This window comes from Dactylosporangium sp. NPDC000244, from assembly GCF_040300725.1.
Classification (GTDB): domain Bacteria; phylum Actinomycetota; class Actinomycetes; order Mycobacteriales; family Micromonosporaceae; genus Dactylosporangium.
In genome coordinates this window covers 75,506-94,846 of sequence record NZ_JBEPEH010000015.1, presented here as the reverse complement: position 1 = coordinate 94,846, position 19,341 = coordinate 75,506, and the positions used below count along the sequence as shown (strand labels likewise).

Sequence of the window (19,341 nt, the reverse complement as noted above, 5' to 3'; positions counted from 1 at the left end):
GACACGCATGGCGGAACTGAGCTGGCTGGGCGTGGTGCGGCACGGGCAGAGCGTCGGCAACGTGCGGGCCGAGGCGGCCGAGCGCGGCGGGCTCGAGGTCATCGACCTCGCCGAGCGCGACGCCGACGTGCCGCTGACCGGGCTGGGCCGCGAGCAGGCCGCCGCCGTCGGGCAGTGGGTCCGCGGGCTGCCCGCGGGCGAGACGCCCGAGTTCGCCGTCGTCTCGCCCTACCTGCGCACGCGGGAGACGGCGGCGATCGCGCTGGGCGGGACCGGGATTGCGATGCGGTACGACGAGCGCCTGCGCGACCGCGAGCTCGGCGTGCTCGACCTGCTCACGAACCGGGGCGTGGCCGCGCGCCATCCGCAGGAGGCGGCGCGGCGGCAGCGGCTCGGCAAGATGTACTACCGGCCGCCGGGCGGCGAGTCCTGGTCCGACGTGCTGTTGCGCCTGCGCAGCCTGATGCGCGACGTGCGCGCCGACCATCCCGGCGGGCGCGTCCTGCTCGTGGGGCACGAGGCGATCGTGATGCTGGTGCGGTACCTCGTGGAAGGCCTCGACGAGGAGACGCTCATGGCCCTGTCCCGCTCGACGGCCATGGCCAACTGCTCGGTGAGCAGCTGGGTCAACGCGGGCGGAGCGCTGCGCCCCGAGCTGTTCAACGAGGTCGGCCACTTGCGCACGGCCACGACGACGACCCAGGAGTTCGTCGGTGCCGACGACTGAGGTGATCACGCCCCGCGTGCTGCGCGACTGGCCGCTGCCCGAGCCCGGCGGCGACAAGCACGACCGCGGAACCGTGCTCGTCATCGGCGGCTCGCGCACGACCCCCGGCGGCGTGCTGCTGGCCGGCGTGGCCGCGCTGCGGGCCGGCGCCGGGCGGCTGCAGCTGGCGGTGACCGGCAGCACGGCCGCGGCCCTGTCGACCGTCCCTCACTCGCACGCGGATCGCTGTTTGCGGAGACCGTACAGTGCCACGTGCTAGTGTCGATTGCCATGGTGTTCAAGAAGATGCTCGCCGCCTTCGGGGTTGGCGGACCGAGCGTCGACACGGTGCTCGACACCCCCGCCGTCCAGCCGGGCGGCTTCATCGACGGCCACGTCCACGTCCAGGGCGGCGATCGCGACGCCCGCATCGAGCACGTCGCGCTCTCGCTCGTCACGCGCGTCGAGGTGGAGCGCGCCGGCTTCGACCGCGAGGCCGGCCTCGAGCTGACCCGCACCTCGGTCGCCGACCACTTCACCGTGCGCGCCGGCACCACGGAGTCGATCCCGTTCCGCCTGGCGGTGCCGTGGGAGGCGCCGATCACGAACGTGTACGGCCAGCACCTGCGCGGCATGGTGATGGGCGTGCGCACCGAGCTCGAGATCACGGGCGGCCGCGACAAGGGCGACCTCGACCCGGTGTCGATCACGCCGCTCCCCGCCCACCAGGCCGTGCTGGACGCGTTCGCCGAGCTCGGCTTCCGCTTCAAGCACGCCGACGTCGAGCACGGCCGCCTCCACGGCGTGCCGCAGCAGCTGCCGATCTATCAGGAGATCGAGTTCTGGCCGCCGCAGCAGTACGCGGGTCGCGTCAACGAGGTCGAGCTGACCTTCGCGACCAACCCCGGCGGCGTGGAGGTCATCCTGGAGTTCGACAAGCGCGGCGGGATGTTCCGGCCGTCGCAGGACATGGTCAGCCGCTTCAGCATCGGCCACGACGGCGTCGACGGCACCAACTGGACCGCGCTGGTGGACAGCTGGGTGCGTCAGGCCACCGACCGCCACTTCACGGCGATGCAGTCCGCCCAAGGCTACGGCCACGGCGGCTACGGCCAGGGCGGCCACGGCGGTTACGGCCACCCGGGCCAGCAGGGCCACGGCCGCCGCGGGATGGGCATGGGCACCGTCGTGGCCGCGGGCGCCGCGGGCATCGTCGGCGGCCTGGTCGCCGGCGAGATCATCGACGAGGTGTTCGAGGACGACGGCGGCGGCGAGGACTTCGGCGACTTCGAGTAGCCGGGCGACCGCGCGCGGAGGGCTCAGGTCAGGAGCCCTCCGCGGGCGGGGGCCGGATTGCTCTACGACAGGACCGAGAGCACGCCGGCGGCGATGGACAGGAACAGCAGGAACGAGGCCGGGCCGAGGCCGTTGCGGTCGCCCGCCTTGAGGTGCGCGGCCACGGCGCCGATGAAGTACAGGGTCAGGCCGGCCGCGGCGGCGGTTCCCAGGGGCCGGTACGCCAGGCCGGCGAGCAGGCCCAGGGCGCCCGCCAGTTCGGCCGTGGCCAGCCACGGGTACCAGCCGTGCGGGACGGCGGCACGGTCCAGGTTCTGCACGACGGCATCGGCGCGGCGCAGCTTGCCGATCGCCGAGCCGATCAGGATCAGGGCCAGCAGGACACTTGCGACGAGATACCCGATGAACATGTCGCCTTCCGTAGCTCGTGGTCGATGCATCCATGGTGCGGCCAAGCCCGGCGACACGAAAGCTCGGCGCCCGCAAAACGCCGCAAAGGCCGCGGCGAACCAGCCCAACCAAGCGATTGCTTGACTCCAGCCCCTCCGATTGCTAAATCTTTTAAAAGATTTACACGGAGGTGGTCAGTGACAACCGTGACCGAGAAGCCCGGCGGGACCGCCGTCTGGGCTCCGAAAATCACCCCGCCCATCGGTGTCGACCTCACCGACGCACAGGCCCTGGCCTGCGCGTTCCGCATCCTGGCGAACGCCGGCTTCAGCGAGAACATCGCCGGGCACATCACCATGGTCAAGAACGACGACGGCGACATGTGGATCAACCCGTGGGGGTTGTGGTGGGACGAGGTCTCCGCCTCGGACCTGTGTGTCGTCGACCGTGACGGCGCCGTCAAGGACGGCAAGTGGGACGTCACCCCGGCGTTCCACATCCACACCGAGCTGCACCGCGCGCGGCCCGACGCCCGCGTCGTGGTGCACAACCACCCGTACTACGTGACCGTGCTGGCCGCGATCGGCGTGCTGCCCGAGATCGTGCACCAGACGGGATCGATGTTCGACGGCGATCTGGCGTTCGTGCACGAGTACACCGGCGAGGTCGACGACGCCGAGCTCGGGGCCGATCTCGCCCGGCGCATCGGCGACAAGTCCGTCGTCATCCTGGCCAGCCACGGGATCATCGTCACCGCGCCGACGATCCAGGAGGCCACGTACCGCTCCGCGAGCATCGACCGCGCCTGCAAGCTCGCCTACGACGTCATGCTCCTGGGCCGCGATCCCCTCGCCATCGCCCCCGGGCTGCGCCACGGCATGAAGAAGTCCCTGCTGGAGCGGGGATCCGACTACTTCTGGGCCGGCGCGGTCCGCAAGCTCCTCCGCCACGAACCCGACGTCCTCGATTAGGAGACACCCCATGGCTTCGATCGACGAGCTCCTGACCAACACGAGCTTCACCACCGCCGCCCGCGACAAGGTGACGTTCCTGCCCGACCCGCCGCGGCAGCCGCGCAAGTACACCTTCATCTCCGTCGACGACCACATCGTCGAGCCGCCGGACGCCTTCGAGGGCCGGATGCCGGCCAAGTACGCCGAGCAGACCCCGCGCGTCGTCGACAAGGGCGGCAGCCACGTCTGGATGTACGACGGCAAGGAGTTCCCCAACGTCGGGTTCAACGCCGTCGTCGGCCGGCCCGTCGACGAGTACAGCATGGAGCCGAGCCGCTTCGACGACATGCGCCGCGGCTCCTGGGACATCCACGAGCGCATCAAGGACATGGACCTGTCGGGCGTGTACGCCTCGCTGTGCTTCCCGTCGTTCCTGCCCGGCTTCGCGGGCCAGCGCCTGCAGCTGTCGACCCAGGACCCCGAGCTCGCGCTCGCGGCCACCCGGGCGTGGAACGACTGGAACATCGAGGCGTGGTCGGGCGCGTACCCGGACCGCATGATCCCGTGCCAGCTGCCGTACTTCCTCGACCCCGAGGTCGGCGCGAAGGAGATCTACCGCAACGCCGAGCGCGGCTTCAAGGCGGTGACGTTCACCGAGGCCCCGCACATGCTCGGGATGCCGTCGCTGCACACCGGCCACTGGGACCCGATCATGCGCGCCTGCGCCGAGACCGGCACGGTGGTGAACCTGCACATCGGCTCGTCGAGCAGCTCGCCGTCGACCGCCGAGGACGCCCCGCCGGACGTGGTCGGCGTGCTGTTCTTCGGGTACTCCATGTTCTCGGCCGTCGACTGGCTGTACTCCCGCATCCCGGTCCGCTTCCCCGACATCAAGATCGTGCTCTCCGAGGGCGGGATCGGCTGGGTGCCGGGCCTGGTCGACCGGCTCAACCACATGCTGAGCTACCACGAGATGTACGGCACCTGGAAGGGCATCGAGCTCACCCCGGCCGAGGTGCTGCTGCGCAACTTCTACTTCTGCGCGGTCGAGGACCCGTCGACGTTCCCGCTGCGCGACGTCATCGGCGTCGACCACATCCTGCTGGAGCAGGACTACCCGCACTGCGACTCGACCTGGCCGCACACCCAGCGCACGATCGAGGAGGAGATCGGCGGCCTGCCCGAGGCCGACGTGCGCAAGATGACGTGGGAGAACGCGTCCAGGCTGTACCGGCACCCGGTTCCGGAGGCCGTGCAGCTGGACCCGGACGCCTACTAAGCTCACGGCCGTGGAGCCCCGGGTACGCGTCCATCGGCTCGCCGAGCAGGTCGCCGACCGCATCCGGGCGCAGATCATCAGCGGCGAGCTGGCCGACGGCGACCCCCTGCCCAAGGCCGACGAGCTGATCCGGCGCTATCAGGTCAGCGCGCCGACCCTGCGCGAGGCGATGCGCATCCTGGAGGCGGAGGGCCTCATCACGGTGCGCCGGGGACGGCTGGGCGGTGCCGTCGTGCACCGGCCGTCCCCGGCCAACCTCGGGTACAACCTCGGTCTCGTGCTCGCCGCCCAGCGCTCCGGCATCGGTGACGTGGCGGCCGCCCTGCGTCACGTCGAGCCGGCGTGCGCGGCGCTCTGCGCGGCCCGCGGCGACCGGGCACACACGGTGGTACCGCGCCTGCGCGAGCTGCACGAGGAGTACCTGGCGAGCATCGGCGACCTGCCCACCGTGGTGGGCGTGTCCCGGCGCTTCCACGAGGCGCTGGTGAGCCTGTGCGGGAACCCGCCGCTGATCGTGCTGGCCGGGGCGCTGGAGGCGCTCTGGTCCAGCCACGAGGAGGGCTGGGCGAGCCGCACGGAGCCGCGAGGGGTACCGCTCAGCCAGCGCGAGGAGTCCGGAGCGGTACACGGGAGGATTCTGGAACTGATCGAGGCCGGCGAGTCCGAGGCGGTGCACCAGCTCGTCGCGGCCCACCTCGCCTCGGCGCAGCGCAACCCGCAGCCGGTCGGCTCGCTCGCGATCGACCTCACCCTCCTGCGTGAGCTGATGCTGCCGCCGGGCGAGGCAGGCGAGGCGTACTGAGGGCGCCTGCTACGTTCGGCGCATGAGTGGGGCACATGGCTGAGGTTCGCGCGCTCGCGCGCAACTCGGCCATCGCGGCGGGCGCGGTCGTCGCCAACGGCCTGCTGAGCGCGGTGATCCTCGCCCTGTGCGCGAAACTGGGGCAGACCGCCGAGATCGGCGCCTACACGGTCATGACGTCCGCGCTCGCGTTCGTGCTCATCTTCCTCAGCGGTGGCTCGACGCTGCTGTACCTCAACGGCACCGAGGAGCAGCGCGCCCTCGTGCGCAGCCAGTGGATGCTCGTCGTGGTGCCCGGCCTGCTGCTGGGCACCGTGGCGGTCGGCGCGTTCTACGCCACGAAGGGGTACGGCCTGGCCGCCCTCGCCGCCGCGGGCGTGGTCGCGCTCGGCAACGGGCTCGCCACGCTGCAGATGTCCGACTTCAGCCGCCGGATGCGCTTCCTGGCCAGCGCCGTGCTCATGTGCACCAGCAAGGCGGCCTCGCTGGTGATGGTCGTGCTCGGCGTCCCGCTCACTGTCGCCCTGGCCAGCGCCGGCCTGGCCCAGCTGCTCGCCGGCGAGCTGGTGCTGGGCAAGCACGGGTCGCTGCGGGCGAACCTGCTGCACGGGCTCTCGGTGCGCAAGGCGATCCAGGGGTACCGCTCCAGCCGCCACCTCTTCGGCTTCTCCCTCGCCGACCTGTACGTCGCCCGCTTCGGCACGCTCGTGCTGTCCCTGGTCGCGACCCCGGCGGTGATGGGCAGCTTCGGCGCGATCGTGACCGCGTACCAGGCCATCGGCGGCGTGGTGCAGTCCGCGCTGCAGGTGCCGATGGTGGCGCGGGCGCGCAGCCGGCTCGGCATCGAGCACTCGGCGCACCCGGCCGGCTTCTCGATCGGCGTGGCCCTCGCCTGCGCGATCCCCGGGGCGGCGATCGTCGCCGTCCTGGCCCCGTTCCTCACGCGCACGGTGCTGTCCCTGCCGCACCCCGACGCGGCCACCTGGCTCGCCGTGTTCATGCTCGCGCTGCCGTGCCTGGCGGTGACGCGGGCGCTGCTGTTCAACTGGATCGGCGACGGGCACTACGGCCGGGCCACGAAGGCGATGACCATCGTCGCCGCCGTGCTCACGGTCTCGGTGGCCGTGGGCGTGCCGCTCTGGGGCCCGCTCGGCACCGCGGGCGCGACGGCCGTCGCCGAGGCCGCGGCCCTCGCGATCATCCTCGCCGGTCTGGGCCGGCGCGGCGAACCCCGGCGCCCGGCGCCGCTCGAACCGCCCGTGACGGCGCCCCCCGCGGCCGAACCCCGCGGGGCCGGCTCCCGGGCCGGATGACGCCGGACTAGGTGTCCAGGAGCTCGGGGCTGAAGATCTCCTCGACGTTCCAGCGGCGGCTCGACAGCCCCTGCTCGTGGTGGTACCGCAGAAACGTGTCCAGCGCAGTCCGGTTCGCGGCGATGCCGTAGGGCCACCAGTCGGGCCCGAACAGCGCCTCGTTGCGCTCGTACAGCGCGTTCGCCCACGGCAGCATCGTCGGCGCCTGGAACAGGCGGCGCCGCGCCCGGTACCGGTCGGCGGCGGTCTCCTTCGCGGCCAGGAAGGCGTCGTAGATCTCGCGCGCCAGACCCGGGCGGGACGCGAGCAGCCCGCGGGGCGCCGCGATCGTGTGCATGATCGGGAAGATGCCGGTCCGGCGGTACCAGTCCCGCTCGACCGTCTCGTAGTCGCCGAACAGCCGCCGGATCGCGGGCGAGCCGTCGAGCACCGGCTGCGGGACGTTCGCGGTGAAGAGGGCGTCGATCTCGCCGCGCTCGGGCATCCCGCTGAGCGTCGCCCCCTCCGGCGCCGCGGCCACCTCGACGCCGGCCGGATGCGGGTGCGTCGTGAAGCCGAACGGCGGCATCGGGCGGTCGAGGCCGCCGATCACCCAGCGGTTGTGCTCGGGCCGGAAGCCGTACTCGTCCATCAGCACGCCCTTCGCCCACACGCCGGAGTCCTGGCCGTACACCCCGAACTCCCCGATGGTCCGGCCGGTGAGGTCCTCCGGGCGCGTGATGCCGCTGTCCGCGTGCACGAAGACGCACGAGTGCCGGAACACCCGCGTGGGGAACGCCGGGACGGCGAGGAACGGCGCCCCGTTGTCCAGCGAGCGCAGGTAGAACGTGAGGCCGAACTCGGCCACGTCGGCCTCGCCGTCGACGAGGAGCCGGAAGACGTCCACCAGCGTCGGTGCCGTCCGCACGGTGTCGCGCTCGAACAGCTCCTCCGTGGTGTCGTTGCGGCCGATGGCCACGCGCAGGTTCTCCATGCCTTCAGCGTTGCCCCGCCGCGGCGCTCGCGTCCAAGACCTTCCGTGTCCGCCGCATACCCGCTGGGTATGGTGCGCACGTGGACCTGCGGTTGCTGCGGTACTTCGTCGCCGTGGCCGAGGAGCGGCACGTCGGGCGGGCGGCCGCGCGGCTGCACATCACCCAGCCGCCGCTGAGCCGGGCGCTGCGGCAGCTCGAGGCCGACCTCGGCGCGACCCTGCTGGAGCGCACCCCGCACGGCGTGACCCCGACCCCCGCGGGCGAGGCCCTGTACGAGGAGGCGACGACGCTGCTCGATCAGGCCGACCGGCTCCGGGCCCGGGTGCGCGCCGAGGCCGGCTCCGAGACGCTGACCATCGGCACGCTCGCCGACACCGCCGGATGGGTGAGCGGCCGGCTCGTCGCCGACTTCCGCCGCGAGCACCCGCACGCCTCCGTCACCGTGCACGAGTCCGGCCTCGGCGACCCGACCGCGGGGCTTCGGGCCGGGCTCGTCGACGTCGCGCTCACCCGCACGCCGTTCGAGGGCACGGGCCTGCGCACCCGCGTCCTGAGCACCGACCCGGTCGGCGTCGTGGTCCGCGCCGACGACTCGCTGGCCGGCGCCGGGCCGGTGTCCGTCGCCGGCCTCGCCGCCCGCCGCTGGATCCGGCTGCCGGACGGCACCGACCCGCTCTGGGCCGCCTACTGGACCGGCCCCGCCGCCCCGGACGCGCCGGTCATGCGCACGATCCAGGAGTGCCTGCAGTCCGTGCTCTGGAACGGCACCTCGGCGCTCGCGCCGCTTGGCCAGCCGCTGCCGCCGGGCCTGGTCACGGTGGCCGTCGACGACCGCCCGCCGAGCCGCCTGGTGCTGGCCTGGCGACCGGCCCGCCTGACGCCGCTGGCGCGCTCGTTCGTCCGGATCGCGGCGCGGGCCTGACGGCGGTGACCGGCCCCGCGAGCCCGGCAGCCGCCGCGCGTCTGGTCTTCTCTGGAGTCTGGGCTGGGGCCGGGCTGGGCTGGGCGGCTGGCTGGCTGGCTGTGGCTGGTTGCTCCGCAGTTGAGGCCGGACGGGCGTGGAGCGGGGTGGCTACAGTACGACGGTGATCGACGCCCCCGCCCCCGCGCCTCGCGTCCGCCAGGGCAAGACCGCGCTCGTCCTCGCGAGCGTCAGCCTGGTGCTCTCCTTGATCTCGTGCGGCGTGACGGGTCTCGTCGCGAGCACCGCCGGCATCGACCTGCTGCCGGTGCAGTCCAAGCCGGTGGAGGCGGACGCGGCCCAGGTCGAGGCGGTGGCGCACGTGACCCTTCCGCCCGGGACGGTGCTGCTCGCCGCCGCCTACAGCAACGGCCTGGAGACCCATCTGTCGGCGAAGTTCCGCATCCCGCGCACCGCGCTCGACGCGTTCGTCGCCGCCGGGAAGTTCACCGCCCCGCCGACGCCGGGGCTGCGGGCCGTCACGGCGGAGCAGAACGTCGGCGGGGGCAACCTCTGGGACCCCGGCACCGCGGTGTCCGTCGCCGGCATCAAGGAGGAGCAGCCGACGGCGGACGGCACGTACCGGTCGGTGCTGTTCAACCTCGACGCGCCGGACGCCGTCACCGTCTACCTCTACGCCGGGCGCGGCTGACGGGCTCAGGCCGTGATGCGGGTCTTCGTCTTCGGGATGGACTCGACGACCCGGCGCGGAAGGTTGAGCGTGTCGGCGGCCACCTGCGGCGGCGTGTTCGCCATCCACTGGCTCAGCGAGATGTCCTCGAACTTCGGGTTGCGGAACATCTCCAGGAACACCAGCGGCTCGCTGCCGGTGTTCTCGACGTAGTGGCCGAAGGCGAACGGCACGTACCCGACGTCGCCCGCCTGGTAGTCGAAGGTGCGGTTCTGCCCCGAGCTCGCGAAGACGCCCATGCGGCCGCGGCCGGAGATGTAGTACTGCCACTCGTCGTCCGTCGGGTGCCAGTGCAGCTCGCGCAGGCCGCCCGGCTCGATCTCGACCAGGGCCGCGCTGATGGTGTCCGAGGCGGCGAAGTTGGTCGAGTCGGCGACCCGGGCCCGGCCGCCGTTGAAGTACTCGGGCTCCTGGGCCAGCAGGCGGTGCTTGAAGCTGCGGGGCACGTCGCCGGTCGGGCTCACCACCTGGTCGCGCTCCAGCGGCGGGGGGACCTGGCCGGCGAAGATGTACTTCTCGCGCTCCGGCAGCCGGTCCAGGTGCTCGGGCGACCAGCCGAAGTTCTTGGCGATGACGCTCTTCGGGGTGTGGGCGAAGAAGTCGCTGATCATGAACGTCGAGTTCTCCGAGAACTCGCCGTCGTCGAAGACCAGCAGGAACTCCACGCCGTCGTCGAGGGCCTGGATGTGGTGCGGCACCCCGTGCGGGAAGAACCAGAGGTCGCCCTTCGACACGTCCTCGAGGAAGTTGCGGCCCTCCTGGTCCACGGCGCCGATGCGGCAGCTGCCCTCGAGCACGTACGCCCACTCGGACTGCTTGTGCCAGTGCAGCTCCCGGTAGGCGCCCGGGTCGAGCTTCATGTCGACGCCGGCGAGCTCGGTGGCGATCGGGAGCTCGCGCTGGGTCACCTCGCGGGTCCAGCCGCCGTCCTCGATGCGCGTGTGGGCCATCGACATCGAGAACTTCAGGTTCGGCAGCGTGCCGGCGTCGGTCTCCGGCGGCGCGAGGAGATCGGGGTTCTGCCGGTCCAGCTCCACGTTGCGCGGCCCGGTGTCGGGGCCGCCCTCGAGCCCGCGCTCGGGCTGGGGAATGTTTTCGGGACTCATGCGCGCTCCTTCGGGGATTCGGCGGACCGCGGGCGGCACAGCGCGCGCACCTGCGGTACACCTCCGGACATCAGCACGGCGGCGGGGATCGCCACGGCGCAGAAGACGAGGGCCAGCACGGCGATCGGGCCGGCCCCGAGGACGAGGGCGAGCGCGGCGGCAGCGGCGAAGGCCAGCATGCGCGACCGCAGCCGCGGGAGCGTCGGCATCCGGCCCTCAGACGACGAGCAGGACCGGCAAGGACAGGCCCGCGGCGGCGACCACGAAGCCGGCACCCGCGGCCACCCGGGTCGTGACCGCGGCGTTCACGAGCCCGCCCATGAGCGACCGGTCCCGGCAGAAGTGCACCAGCAAAAACAGCGCCACCGGTACACCCAGTGAGATCACGACCTGACTGAGCACCAGCAGCCCGGTCAGTGGCGCCCCCAGCAGCAGCGCGGCGACCGCCGGCAGCATCGTCAGCACGCGGCGGAGCAGGCTCGGGATCCGCCATCCGAGGAACCCGCCCATCACGAAGTCCCCGGCGAGCGTGCCGATCCCGGACGAGGAGACCCCGGAGGCGAGCAGCGCGACGGCGAACGCCAGCGCCGCCGCCCCGCCGGCCCGCGCCGCGATCTGCTCGTGCGCGGCGATGATGTCGCCCGTCCAGCCGCCGGCGGTGAGCGCCCCGAGGCCGGCCCCGAGCGCGATCATCGCGACGTTGACCACGGCCGCGCCGCCCAGCGCGATCCCGCAGTCCAGCCGTAGGGCCCGGCGCACCACGCCCGGGGTCCGGCCGCCGATCGCCTCGGCGACGCGGAACTCGGGCCGCACCGCGAGGGCCGAGTGCAGGTAGATCGCGTGCGGCATGACGGTCGCGCCGACGATGCCCATGGCGAGCAGGGCGCTGCGCGGGCCGTCGAGCCGGGGCACGAGACCGCCCGCGAGCCCGGCGACGGACTGGTGCCCGACGGCGACGACGTCGTAGAGGATGCCGGCCCCGACAAGCAGCAGGGCCGCGGCCGTGAACAGCTCGAACCGGCGGCGGCCGCGGCGGCGCAGCTCCAGCAGGATCAGCGAGACCACCGCCGTGACGAGCGCGGCCGGGGCGACGGGCAGGCCGAACAGCAGCCGCAGCCCGATCGCCGCCCCGACGAACTCGGCCAGGTCGGTCGCGAGCACCACGAGCTCGGCCTGGGCCCACAGCAGCCGGCTCGCCCAGCGGGGCAGCCGCTCCCGGCACAGCTCCGGCAGGCTCCGGCCGGTCGCCACGCCGAGCTTCGCGGCCTGGAACTGCACGAGCAGCGCGACGAGGCTCGCCGCGACGACGACCCAGACGAGCAGGTACCCGCTCGTGGCCCCCGCGGTCAGGTTCGTGGCCACGTTGCCGGGGTCGACGTACGCGACGGCGGCGACGACGGCCGGCCCGACGAGCGGCGTGAGGCGGGGTTTTCGGTGTGGTACCGGCGGATCCGCGACGGCGACCTGCTCCATGGACTCAACGGTGGATCGCCGCGCCGCCGGATGCCTCACCTGCGGTGGCTACCGGGCCTACACCGGTGCGTGATGGTAGTCGGCGCCGGCGAACGCCTTGCCGATGCGCACGACGGACTCGGGCGCGTCCAGCCGGCCCATCCGCGCCTCGATGAAGACCGGCCGGTCGCGGGTCGCCGCCGCCTTGTCCAGCGCCGCGGCGAGCTGGTCCTCGGTGGCCACCGCGGCGGTGACGGCCCGGTCGTGCGGATCGAAGGCCTGGACCAGCCGGTCGTACCGCCACGCCCCGATCGTGTTGTAGGCGGCGTACTCGCCGAGGATGCAGCGCTCCACGGTGTACCCGTCGTTGTTCACGAGCACGATGACCGGATTGAGCCCGAGCCGCAGCACCGTGGCGAGCTCCTGCGCGGTGAGCTGGAACGAGCCGTCGCCGATGCACAGCACGTGGCGGCGATCGGGCGCGGCGAGCATGGTGCCGAGCAGCGCCGGGAGCGTGTAACCGATCGAGCCCCACAGCGGCTGCCCGACGAAGGCGCAGTCGCGCGGCAGGGGCTGGGCGGCGCTGCCGAAGTACGACGTGCCCTGCTCGGCCACGACGACGTCCCCGGGGCGCAGGAACCCCGCGATCAGCGGCCAGAAGCGCTCCTGGAGCAGGGGCGCGCCCGGCCTCGGCTCGGGGCTGGACGGGATGCGCCGGTGCGTGGCGGGCTCGCGGCCGGTCGCCGGCTCGGGGGGCTCCGCGAGCGCGGTCAGGGCGTCCTTCAGGGCGACGTGGGCGTACGGCGTGCCGCCCACCGAGGCCGCCGACGGGTGCAGCTCGACCATGCGGGCCGGCTCGATGCGCTGGGTGAAGCCGCCGGTGACCGCGTCGGTGAACTGGCACCCGACCGCGAGCAGGCACTCGGCGTCCTCCACGGCCGCCCGCGCCTCCGGCGGCCCGAGCGCGCCCGCGTAGCCGCCGGCGAACTGGTCGTGGGTCTCCGGGAAGACGCCCTTGGCACTGCTCAGCGTCGCGACCGGGCAGCCGAGCGCCTCGGCCAGGGTCAGCAGCTGCGGGCCGAGCCGGTAGCGGTCCACCTCGGGCCCGGCGAGGATCGCGACCGAGGTCGCGGCGCGGAGGCGCTCGCGCACGTCGGCGGCGAACCGGGCCAGCATCGCCGGGTCGCTGGACGGCTCCGGCAGGGCGAGCGGGGCCTTCGGGGCGGCGATGCGCTGGCCGGCGACATCCGCGGGCAGCATGAGGTACACCGGCCGCTTCTCCAGCCAGCACAGGCGCAGCAGCCGGTCGATCTCCTCGGCGGCGTTGTCGCGGCCGAGCAGCGCCTGGCCGGCCGTGTATTGCGCGGCGCACTTCGCGGCCCGGGTGAAGTCGCCGTCGCCGGCGGTGTGGTGCACGAGCTGCCGCTCCCGCATCACGAAGGTGGCCGGCGTGCCCACGATCGACACCACCGGGACGCGCTCGGCGAAGGCGCCGCCGATGCCGTTGAGCGCGCTGAGCTCGCCGACGCTGAAGGTGGTGACGACCGCGCCGATGCCGTTGAGCCGGGCGTAGCCGTCGGCGGCGTAGGCCGCGTTGAGCTCGTTGCAGTTGCCGACCCACTCGATGCCGTCGGCCGCCTCGATCTGGTCGAGGAACTCGAGCTGATAGTCGCCGGGCACGCCGAACACGTGCCGGACGCCGGTCTCCCGCAGGCGCAGGAGGAGGTACTCACCGATCGTGCAATCCGTCATCGCCCGGCACTACCCCGCCTCACGGGCGCTTATGTGAGGCGGGGCGGGACGCGTTCGGGGGTCAGAGGCTGACGGCCCGGCCGCCGAGGGTGACCACGAGGTGACCGTCGGAGGCGAAGGACCAGGCGAGCGTGCCGCTGTAGGTGGTGCAGCGGGAGCCGTTGGTGCCCGTCCAGAACTGGTTGGAGCTGTCGGCGTTGCCGATCGTCTTGTCGTTCGAGCCGCCACTGGCGAACCGGCACGACGTGTTGCCGCGGAACGTCGAGGTGCCCGCGTCGAACGAGTAGTTGCGCTCGGCGTTGTCGATGGAGAGGTTGTTGGAGATGGTCATCGAGCCCGGGTTGCTGTTGTAGGTGAACCCGTGGTGACCGTTCTTGTAGGCGATGCTGCGCTGCACGACGTGGTTCACGGCGATGTCGTCGCCGCCGAGCTTGTAGCCGTTGCGGTCGCCGTTGGCGTTGACCTGGCCGTTGCTCAGGGTGCCGTTGTTGTACGACAGCGAGTCCTGGATGGTGACCGGGCCGATCGCGCCCGTGTCGGTCTTCGTGTACAGGTCCCAGCCGTCGTCGATGTTGTTGTGCGACACGTCGTAGCGGAAGACGTTGCCGGTGCCGATGGTCAGCTTGGCCGCGAAGCCGTCGGCGTCCTCACCGTCGGAGTCGGCGTTGTCGTGGGACTCGCTGCTGAGGATGAGATTGCCGGCCGGCCAGTTGGCCTTGGGCGTGTCGGAGGCGATGCGCGAGATCTGCAGGCCGCTGTCGTGGTTGAACCGGGTCACGACGCGCTCGATGATGTTGTTGCTGCCGCCCACGAAGATGCCGTTGTCGCCCGCGCGTTCGACGATGATGCCGGTGATGTGCCAATAGTTGCCGTTCACGGCCAGGCCCCGGTTGGCGTCGGCCTCGGGCATCGCGGAGAAGTTCAGCACCGGGGTTTCGCCGGGGTACGCCGTGATGTTCTTCAGGGCGCTCGCGCTGCCGTTGTTGCCGGGCGCGATCGCGACGGTCGAGGAGAGGCTGTAGGTGCCGCCGCGCACGTAGATCGTCCCGCCGGCCGTCACCCGGGTGATCGCCGAGGCGAGCGTCGTCGGGCTGGCCTGCGTGCCGGGGTTGCCCGCGGCGCCGGTCGGGGCGACGTACAGCGCCGACGACGGCGGCTGGCTCGTGCTCGGACTCGCGCTCGCGCTCGCGCTTGGGCTCGCGGTGGGGGACTTCGTGGTCGGCGACGGCGTCGGGCTCGTGCCGCCCGTCGTCACCGTGACGTTGTCGAAGTTCGCGCTGGAGTAGGCGGTCTGCAGACCGATCCGGCCCTTGGCGATCGCGGTGTCGCTCACGTTCGCGATCGTGGTGCCGTCGACGGACGCGCTGATGGCGCTCCCGTTGACGGTGATGGCCAGGGTGTACCACGTGCCGCTGGACACGGTCCGCGACGCGCTGCCCAGCACGGTGACCGAGCCGCTGTTCACGGCCTGCAACTGCACCGAGTTGCCGGGCAGCAGCGCGAGCCGGTAGAACGTGGTGGCGCTGGTGGAGCGGGCCAGCAGCGCGGCGAACCCGCCCGAGCCCAGCGCGAGCGGCTTCACGGCGGCCTGCACGGTGTAGTTCGTCCAGCCGCTGTCCCCGGCGAACTCGCGGGCGTTCTCGCTGCCGGTGCTGGACTGCTGCAGCACCTTGCTGCCGTCGGTGACGACGCTCCAGGTGCCGCCCGACTTCGACCAGCCGCTGGTCGAGCCGTCCTCGAAGGTCGCGCTGAACGCGGTGTCGGCGAACGCGACCTGGGTGGCGAACAGGACACCGGCGACCGCGGTGGCGGCGGCCAGCCACCGGCGCTTGTGTGGAATCAAGGCGACCTCCGAGAGGGCGGGGTGCGGGATCGACGGCTCCCAATGTTAGGAAAGCGTTTTCCTAGGTCGCAAGGCGAAGTGTTTGCAGGTTTGTTGCAGCTTTCTCGTTGCAGCCTTCGGCAGCTTTCTGCAGCTTTCGGCAGCTTTTTTGCTGCGCCGCTCAGATGTGCAGGCGGCCGTCCGCAACGACCACCGCGCTGCCCGCGATCTCGACCCGCTCGACCCGGTCGCCGAGCATCGAGACCTGCGCGCGGATCGTGGACGGGCGGCCCATCTCCACGCCCTGCCGGACGGTGATCGCCCCACCGAGCGGCACCAGCCCGTGCCGGCCGAGGTGCAGCGCGAGGGGGCCGGCGGCCGAGCCGGTCCCGGCGTCCTCGGTCACCCCGTAGGCCGGCGAGAACATCCGCGCCCGCCACACGAGCGGGTCGTCGGTGGGCGCGAAGCAGTTCGCCGCGAGATCCTCGTGGGCGGCGAGGGCCCGCAGGTCGACGCGCAGCGCCGAGAGTGCTTCGACGCTGTCCAGGCCGACGAACGCGTGCCGGGGGCCGTTGCGGTACACCTCGACCGGCAGCGTGGACTCCCGCACCCCGAGCGCCGCGAGCAGCTCTCCGGCGCGCGCGTACGGCTCCCACACCGGGATCGGCTGCCGCATGCGCGCGGCGATGGCCCGCTGGGCGCGGGGCTCCCGCCCGGTGCCGGTCTCCATGCCGTCGTCGCACCTAGACGCGCTCATTCCATCGCTGCACCGTGCGCGTTCGCGCAGCCCGCCGTCGTTGTTGGGTTCGCAGCCGGTGAAGCGGAACGGCACGACGCCCATGCCGGTCTCCATGCGCAGCCCGCCGTCGCGCACACTGGGATGCCCGGTCGCGGCGAGGACCACCGCGGTGCCGAACGTCGGATGCCCGGCGAACGGCAGCTCACCGACGGGCGTGAAGATCCGCACGCGCACGTCCCCGCCCCCGACCGGCGGGAACACGAACGTGGTCTCGGAGAGGTTCATCTCGCGCGCGATGCGCTGCATACACTCGGCGGAGAGCCCGGCCGCGTCGGGGACGACGGCGAGCGGGTTACCTTCGAGCGCGGTATCGGTGAAAACGTCCGCGATAACGTAGTCGTACACGATCCCGACGGTAGGTGTCGGCCGGGACACCGCCCACTACTCGAACGAGCAGCTCCGCGCACTCAACACCTACGCCGACACGTGCTCAACACGTCCGGCGCCGCGGAGGGCGACACGTGCCCAGCGCGTCCGGCGGCACGTTCGCGGCGCGTGCGCGGCGCATCCGGCGGCGCGCGCCCAATGCGTGCGCGGCGCGTGCACTCAGCGCGAGAGGCGGCACGTGCACAACGCGTTCGCGGCGCGTGCCAGCGCAGACGGCGGCGCGGGTTCAAGGCGTGCGCGGCGCATCCGGCGGCACGTATTCAACGCGTGCCCAGCGCGCACGGCGGCGCGGGTTCAGCGCGTGCGCGGCGCGGGTTCAAGGCGTGCGGCAGAGCGTGCTCAGGGCGTGCGGCGGCGTGGTTGGGCGTTGCGCAGCCGGATGCCGCTGAACGCCATGGTGCTCGCAATCACCGCGTCCCAGAAGGGCCAGAGATTGTCGAGCACGCGCAGCTGAATCCCTTCCTCGGCATGCAGGTCCAGCAGGTTGCCGACCGCCTCCGCGGGGCCGAGCGGGACCACGGGCTCCTCCGCCACCTGGGCGTGACCGTCGTCGCCGAACGGGCGGAAGGGGGCGGCCGCGAATCGATACGCGTACAGGCGTGTCGTGCGCATCGCGTCCAGCCAGGCGAACTCGATGGCGTGTACCCGCGGGCCGCAGCCGGCGCCGGCTATGCGGTCGCGGTCGGCGTCCGTCGTCGCCGGGACCGCCCATGCCATCGCGCGCGGGCACTGGCGCGGGAACCAGTAGTCGGGCGCGCGGGCGGCGTCGACGGCCCAGACGTAGGCGTCGGGCTGCTGTGCGGTCGCGGCGACGTGCGGGGCGAACCGCTCGATCGCCGGGTCCTCGGAGAAGTGCAGCACCTGGCCGGGCCCGGGCCGCATCAGCCGGCGACGTCGAGCAGATACCAGTTACCCTCGACGTGTGCGGCGGAGAGCAGGATCCGCCAGCCCACCCGCGCCTGCGCGGCGATCTCCGGCGGCACCGCGACCGCCCCGATCTCCTCGAACGTGATCGCGCGCGGGCCGACGGCGACGATGGCCCGGTGCTCGTCCTCGATCATCGTGTCCGCGAGCTCGACGAGCTCGGCCGGGTCGGGGCCGTCGGGGTCGTTGGCGACGTGCTCCCCGAGCGCCTCGGCGAACTCCTCCAGCGCCGCACCGCTCCCGGAAGCGTCGTCGGCCGTCTCAAGAGCAGCATCGGCCGTCTCGGAAGCGTCGTCGGCCATCTCTGCAGCAGTGGAAGCCGCATCAAGAGTGTCGGCCACATCAAGCGGGTCGGCCGTAGCAAGAACAGCACCGGCCGCCGAGCCGACCATCTCCTGGGCCTGCGCCAGCTCCGGGTAGTCGCCCGACCAGGCCCAGGTGACCTTGTGCGTCCGGGTCGCGGCCCGCAGCCGCTCCCACAGCCCGCCCTCGCCGCCCCCGCGCACGTAGTCGCTGTGCACCCGCACCTCGACCGCCGTCGGCCGGGTCAGGCACTCCAGGCCCGCGACGACCGCGGTCAGCGCCATCCGGTCGGCGGGCGCGCCCGGCTCGGTGCCGTGGACCTCGCGGCGGTGCCGCCCGTACGTCAGGACCGCCGCCCAGGCCCCGCCGGCCCCGGCCGCGTGGACAAAGGCCTGCTTGGGTGTTTGATCGACCACAGACCAATCTTCGCACCCGCCGCCGTGGACCGAACCGGGGCCGCCCGGCCGTCACCCCCGGGCCGTCGCGACGGCAGCGGCCCCCGTGGACCGTCTCACCGGAACGTGGTGCGGTACGCCTGTGGCGTCACCCCGGTCGCGCGCTTGAACTGCGCCCGGAAGTTTGTCGGCGACACGAATCCGGCCAGGTGCGCGATCCGCTCGACCCCGTGCCCGGTCGTCTCCAGCAGCTCCTGCGCCCGCCGAACCCGCGCCGCGGCCAGCCACCGCATCGGGCTGCTGCCGGTCTCCTCGTGGAAGCGGCGGTTCAGGGTGCGCACGCTCAGCCCCGCGTGCGCGGCGATCCCGGCCAGGCTCAGGTCCCGGTGCGCGTGCTCCTCCAGCCAGGCGAGCACCGGCCCGAGTCCGGCGTCGTCGGGCGGGGCGGCGGGGCGGGCGATGTACTGCGCCTGTCCCCCGTCCCGGTGCAGCGGCGCGACCGCGAGCCGCGACGCGTGCGCGGCCGCCGCGGCGCCCTGGTCGCGGCGGACCAGGTGCAGGCACATGTCCACGCCGGCGGTGGCCCCGGCCGAGGTGACGAACTGCCCGCTGTCGACGTAGAGCACGTCCGGGTCCAGGTCGACGCGGGGGTACCGCCGCCGGAACTCCTCCGCCGCGGCCCAGTGCGTGGTGGCGCGCCGCCCGTCGAGGAGCCCGGCCTCGGCGAGCGTGAACGCGCCGACGCAGATGGACGCGATGCGGATGCCGGCCGCCGCGGCCGCCCGCAGCGCGTCGAGCGTCCCGGGGTCGGCCGGGGCGTCGACACTGCGGCCGGGCACGACGATCGTGTCGGCCGTCGCGAGCGCCTCGAGCCCGTGCCGCACCGCGAGGCGCATCGGGCCGGCGTCGACGGCATCGGTCGCGGCGCAGACCTCGACGCGGTACCCGGGCATCCGCCCGAGCGTCTCGATCGGCGTCGCGAGGTCGAACGCGATCGTGTCGGGCAGGGCGAGGACGACCACGGTGTGCACACGAC

At 72.8% G+C, this 19,341-nt stretch carries 20 protein-coding genes; 9 read left to right on the top strand and 11 right to left on the bottom strand.

What is annotated here, in order from left to right; genetic code table 11:
* Window positions 1-7: 7 nt before the first annotated feature.
* From ABT369_RS22340 to ABT369_RS22330, 3 genes are read left to right on the top strand one after another with little or no spacing between them, the layout of a single operon-like run.
* The gene (locus tag ABT369_RS22340) at window positions 8-727 is read left to right on the top strand and encodes a histidine phosphatase family protein (RefSeq protein ID WP_350614522.1); all 720 of its coding nucleotides are present in this window, start codon (window positions 8-10) and stop codon (window positions 725-727) included.
* On the top strand, window positions 714-986 hold the full coding sequence (locus tag ABT369_RS22335; RefSeq protein WP_350614520.1) for a hypothetical protein: 273 nt from the start codon (window positions 714-716) through the stop codon (window positions 984-986). The genes ABT369_RS22340 and ABT369_RS22335 overlap by 14 nt, the downstream gene beginning before the upstream one ends.
* Before the next feature lie 11 nt (window positions 987-997).
* Window positions 998-2,002 carry a sporulation protein gene (locus ABT369_RS22330; protein WP_350614764.1) on the top strand — a complete coding sequence of 335 codons (1,005 nt, stop codon included), beginning with the start codon at window positions 998-1,000 and terminating at the stop codon, window positions 2,000-2,002.
* Window positions 2,003-2,064: 62 nt separating this feature from the next.
* On the opposite strand, the gene ABT369_RS22325 is transcribed toward ABT369_RS22330, so the two are convergent.
* The gene (locus ABT369_RS22325; RefSeq protein WP_350614519.1) at window positions 2,065-2,412 is read right to left on the bottom strand and encodes a DoxX family protein; all 348 of its coding nucleotides are present in this window, start codon (window positions 2,410-2,412) and stop codon (window positions 2,065-2,067) included.
* Window positions 2,413-2,589: 177 nt separating this feature from the next.
* On the opposite strand from ABT369_RS22325, the gene ABT369_RS22320 reads away from it, so the two are divergent.
* The 4 genes from ABT369_RS22320 to ABT369_RS22305 are packed head-to-tail and all read left to right on the top strand — an operon-like array spanning window position 2,590 to window position 6,739.
* Window positions 2,590-3,363 (top strand): class II aldolase/adducin family protein, encoded by a 774-nt coding sequence (locus ABT369_RS22320; protein WP_350614517.1) that lies wholly within the window; start codon window positions 2,590-2,592, stop codon window positions 3,361-3,363.
* Between the two features lie 10 nt (window positions 3,364-3,373).
* Window positions 3,374-4,624 (top strand): amidohydrolase family protein, encoded by a 1,251-nt coding sequence (locus ABT369_RS22315; RefSeq protein WP_350614515.1) that lies wholly within the window; start codon window positions 3,374-3,376, stop codon window positions 4,622-4,624.
* A gap of 10 nt (window positions 4,625-4,634) precedes the next feature.
* Window positions 4,635-5,426, top strand: coding sequence for a FadR/GntR family transcriptional regulator (locus ABT369_RS22310; RefSeq protein WP_350614514.1), 792 nt, complete (start codon window positions 4,635-4,637; stop codon window positions 5,424-5,426).
* 35 nt (window positions 5,427-5,461) lie between these two features.
* Entirely contained in the window at window positions 5,462-6,739 is a 1,278-nt protein-coding gene (locus tag ABT369_RS22305; RefSeq protein WP_350614512.1) for a lipopolysaccharide biosynthesis protein, read from the top strand.
* 7 nt (window positions 6,740-6,746) lie between these two features.
* Here ABT369_RS22305 and ABT369_RS22300 read toward each other — a convergent pair whose 3' ends face one another.
* Window positions 6,747-7,712, bottom strand: a complete 966-nt coding sequence (locus tag ABT369_RS22300) for an ABC transporter substrate-binding protein (protein WP_350614511.1) — start codon at window positions 7,710-7,712, stop codon at window positions 6,747-6,749.
* A gap of 80 nt (window positions 7,713-7,792) precedes the next feature.
* Between ABT369_RS22300 and ABT369_RS22295 the strand changes: the two genes are divergently transcribed.
* Together ABT369_RS22295 and ABT369_RS22290 are read left to right on the top strand one after the other, a co-directional pair.
* Window positions 7,793-8,635, top strand: coding sequence for a LysR family transcriptional regulator (locus ABT369_RS22295; protein WP_350614509.1), 843 nt, complete (start codon window positions 7,793-7,795; stop codon window positions 8,633-8,635).
* 163 nt (window positions 8,636-8,798) lie between these two features.
* Window positions 8,799-9,326, top strand: coding sequence for a hypothetical protein (locus ABT369_RS22290; protein ID WP_350614507.1), 528 nt, complete (start codon window positions 8,799-8,801; stop codon window positions 9,324-9,326).
* 5 nt (window positions 9,327-9,331) lie between these two features.
* Here the strand turns inward: ABT369_RS22290 and ABT369_RS22285 are convergent, their stop codons facing one another.
* The 9 genes from ABT369_RS22285 to ABT369_RS22245 form a co-directional block, all read right to left on the bottom strand.
* A complete protein-coding gene (locus ABT369_RS22285; protein WP_350614506.1) occupies window positions 9,332-10,471 on the bottom strand; it encodes an oxalate decarboxylase family bicupin in 1,140 nt (379 codons plus the stop codon).
* The gene (locus tag ABT369_RS22280; protein ID WP_350614505.1) at window positions 10,468-10,680 is read right to left on the bottom strand and encodes a hypothetical protein; all 213 of its coding nucleotides are present in this window, start codon (window positions 10,678-10,680) and stop codon (window positions 10,468-10,470) included. Before ABT369_RS22280 ends, ABT369_RS22285 begins: the two co-directional genes overlap by 4 nt.
* 7 nt (window positions 10,681-10,687) lie before the next feature.
* Window positions 10,688-11,944 carry an Nramp family divalent metal transporter gene (locus tag ABT369_RS22275; protein ID WP_350614504.1) on the bottom strand — a complete coding sequence of 419 codons (1,257 nt, stop codon included), beginning with the start codon at window positions 11,942-11,944 and terminating at the stop codon, window positions 10,688-10,690.
* A gap of 57 nt (window positions 11,945-12,001) precedes the next feature.
* The gene (locus tag ABT369_RS22270; protein WP_350614502.1) at window positions 12,002-13,675 is read right to left on the bottom strand and encodes an alpha-keto acid decarboxylase family protein; all 1,674 of its coding nucleotides are present in this window, start codon (window positions 13,673-13,675) and stop codon (window positions 12,002-12,004) included.
* Window positions 13,676-13,736: 61 nt separating this feature from the next.
* Window positions 13,737-15,518, bottom strand: a complete 1,782-nt coding sequence (locus tag ABT369_RS22265) for a right-handed parallel beta-helix repeat-containing protein (RefSeq protein ID WP_350614500.1) — start codon at window positions 15,516-15,518, stop codon at window positions 13,737-13,739.
* Between the two features lie 160 nt (window positions 15,519-15,678).
* Window positions 15,679-16,641, bottom strand: coding sequence for a PhzF family phenazine biosynthesis protein (locus ABT369_RS22260; protein ID WP_350614499.1), 963 nt, complete (start codon window positions 16,639-16,641; stop codon window positions 15,679-15,681).
* Window positions 16,642-17,022: 381 nt separating this feature from the next.
* Complete coding sequence (locus tag ABT369_RS22255; RefSeq protein WP_350614497.1) at window positions 17,023-17,565, bottom strand: DUF6886 family protein; 543 nt, start codon at window positions 17,563-17,565, stop codon at window positions 17,023-17,025.
* Window positions 17,565-18,326: a ribonuclease H family protein gene (locus tag ABT369_RS22250; protein ID WP_350614496.1), complete on the bottom strand. Its 762-nt coding sequence runs from the start codon at window positions 18,324-18,326 to the stop codon at window positions 17,565-17,567. The genes ABT369_RS22255 and ABT369_RS22250 overlap by 1 nt, the downstream gene beginning before the upstream one ends.
* A 95-nt stretch (window positions 18,327-18,421) precedes the next feature.
* The gene (locus tag ABT369_RS22245; RefSeq protein ID WP_350614494.1) at window positions 18,422-19,336 is read right to left on the bottom strand and encodes a GlxA family transcriptional regulator; all 915 of its coding nucleotides are present in this window, start codon (window positions 19,334-19,336) and stop codon (window positions 18,422-18,424) included.
* Between the last annotated feature and the right edge of the window lie 5 nt (window positions 19,337-19,341).

Excerpts from the sequence above, each read along its gene's own strand:
- ABT369_RS22340 (WP_350614522.1), top strand. The coding sequence starts at position 8 with ATGGCGGAACTGAGCTGGCTGGGCGTGGTGCGGCACGGGCAGAGCGTC.
- ABT369_RS22330 (WP_350614764.1), top strand. The coding sequence starts at position 998 with ATGGTGTTCAAGAAGATGCTCGCCGCCTTCGGGGTTGGCGGACCGAGC.
- ABT369_RS22325 (WP_350614519.1), bottom strand. The coding sequence starts at position 2,412 with ATGTTCATCGGGTATCTCGTCGCAAGTGTCCTGCTGGCCCTGATCCTG.
- ABT369_RS22315 (WP_350614515.1), top strand. The coding sequence starts at position 3,374 with ATGGCTTCGATCGACGAGCTCCTGACCAACACGAGCTTCACCACCGCC.
- ABT369_RS22305 (WP_350614512.1), top strand. The coding sequence starts at position 5,462 with ATGGCTGAGGTTCGCGCGCTCGCGCGCAACTCGGCCATCGCGGCGGGC.
- ABT369_RS22300 (WP_350614511.1), bottom strand. The coding sequence starts at position 7,712 with ATGGAGAACCTGCGCGTGGCCATCGGCCGCAACGACACCACGGAGGAG.
- ABT369_RS22285 (WP_350614506.1), bottom strand. The coding sequence starts at position 10,471 with ATGAGTCCCGAAAACATTCCCCAGCCCGAGCGCGGGCTCGAGGGCGGC.
- ABT369_RS22280 (WP_350614505.1), bottom strand. The coding sequence starts at position 10,680 with ATGCCGACGCTCCCGCGGCTGCGGTCGCGCATGCTGGCCTTCGCCGCT.
- ABT369_RS22275 (WP_350614504.1), bottom strand. The coding sequence starts at position 11,944 with ATGGAGCAGGTCGCCGTCGCGGATCCGCCGGTACCACACCGAAAACCC.
- ABT369_RS22270 (WP_350614502.1), bottom strand. The coding sequence starts at position 13,675 with ATGACGGATTGCACGATCGGTGAGTACCTCCTCCTGCGCCTGCGGGAG.
- ABT369_RS22255 (WP_350614497.1), bottom strand. The coding sequence starts at position 17,565 with ATGCGGCCCGGGCCCGGCCAGGTGCTGCACTTCTCCGAGGACCCGGCG.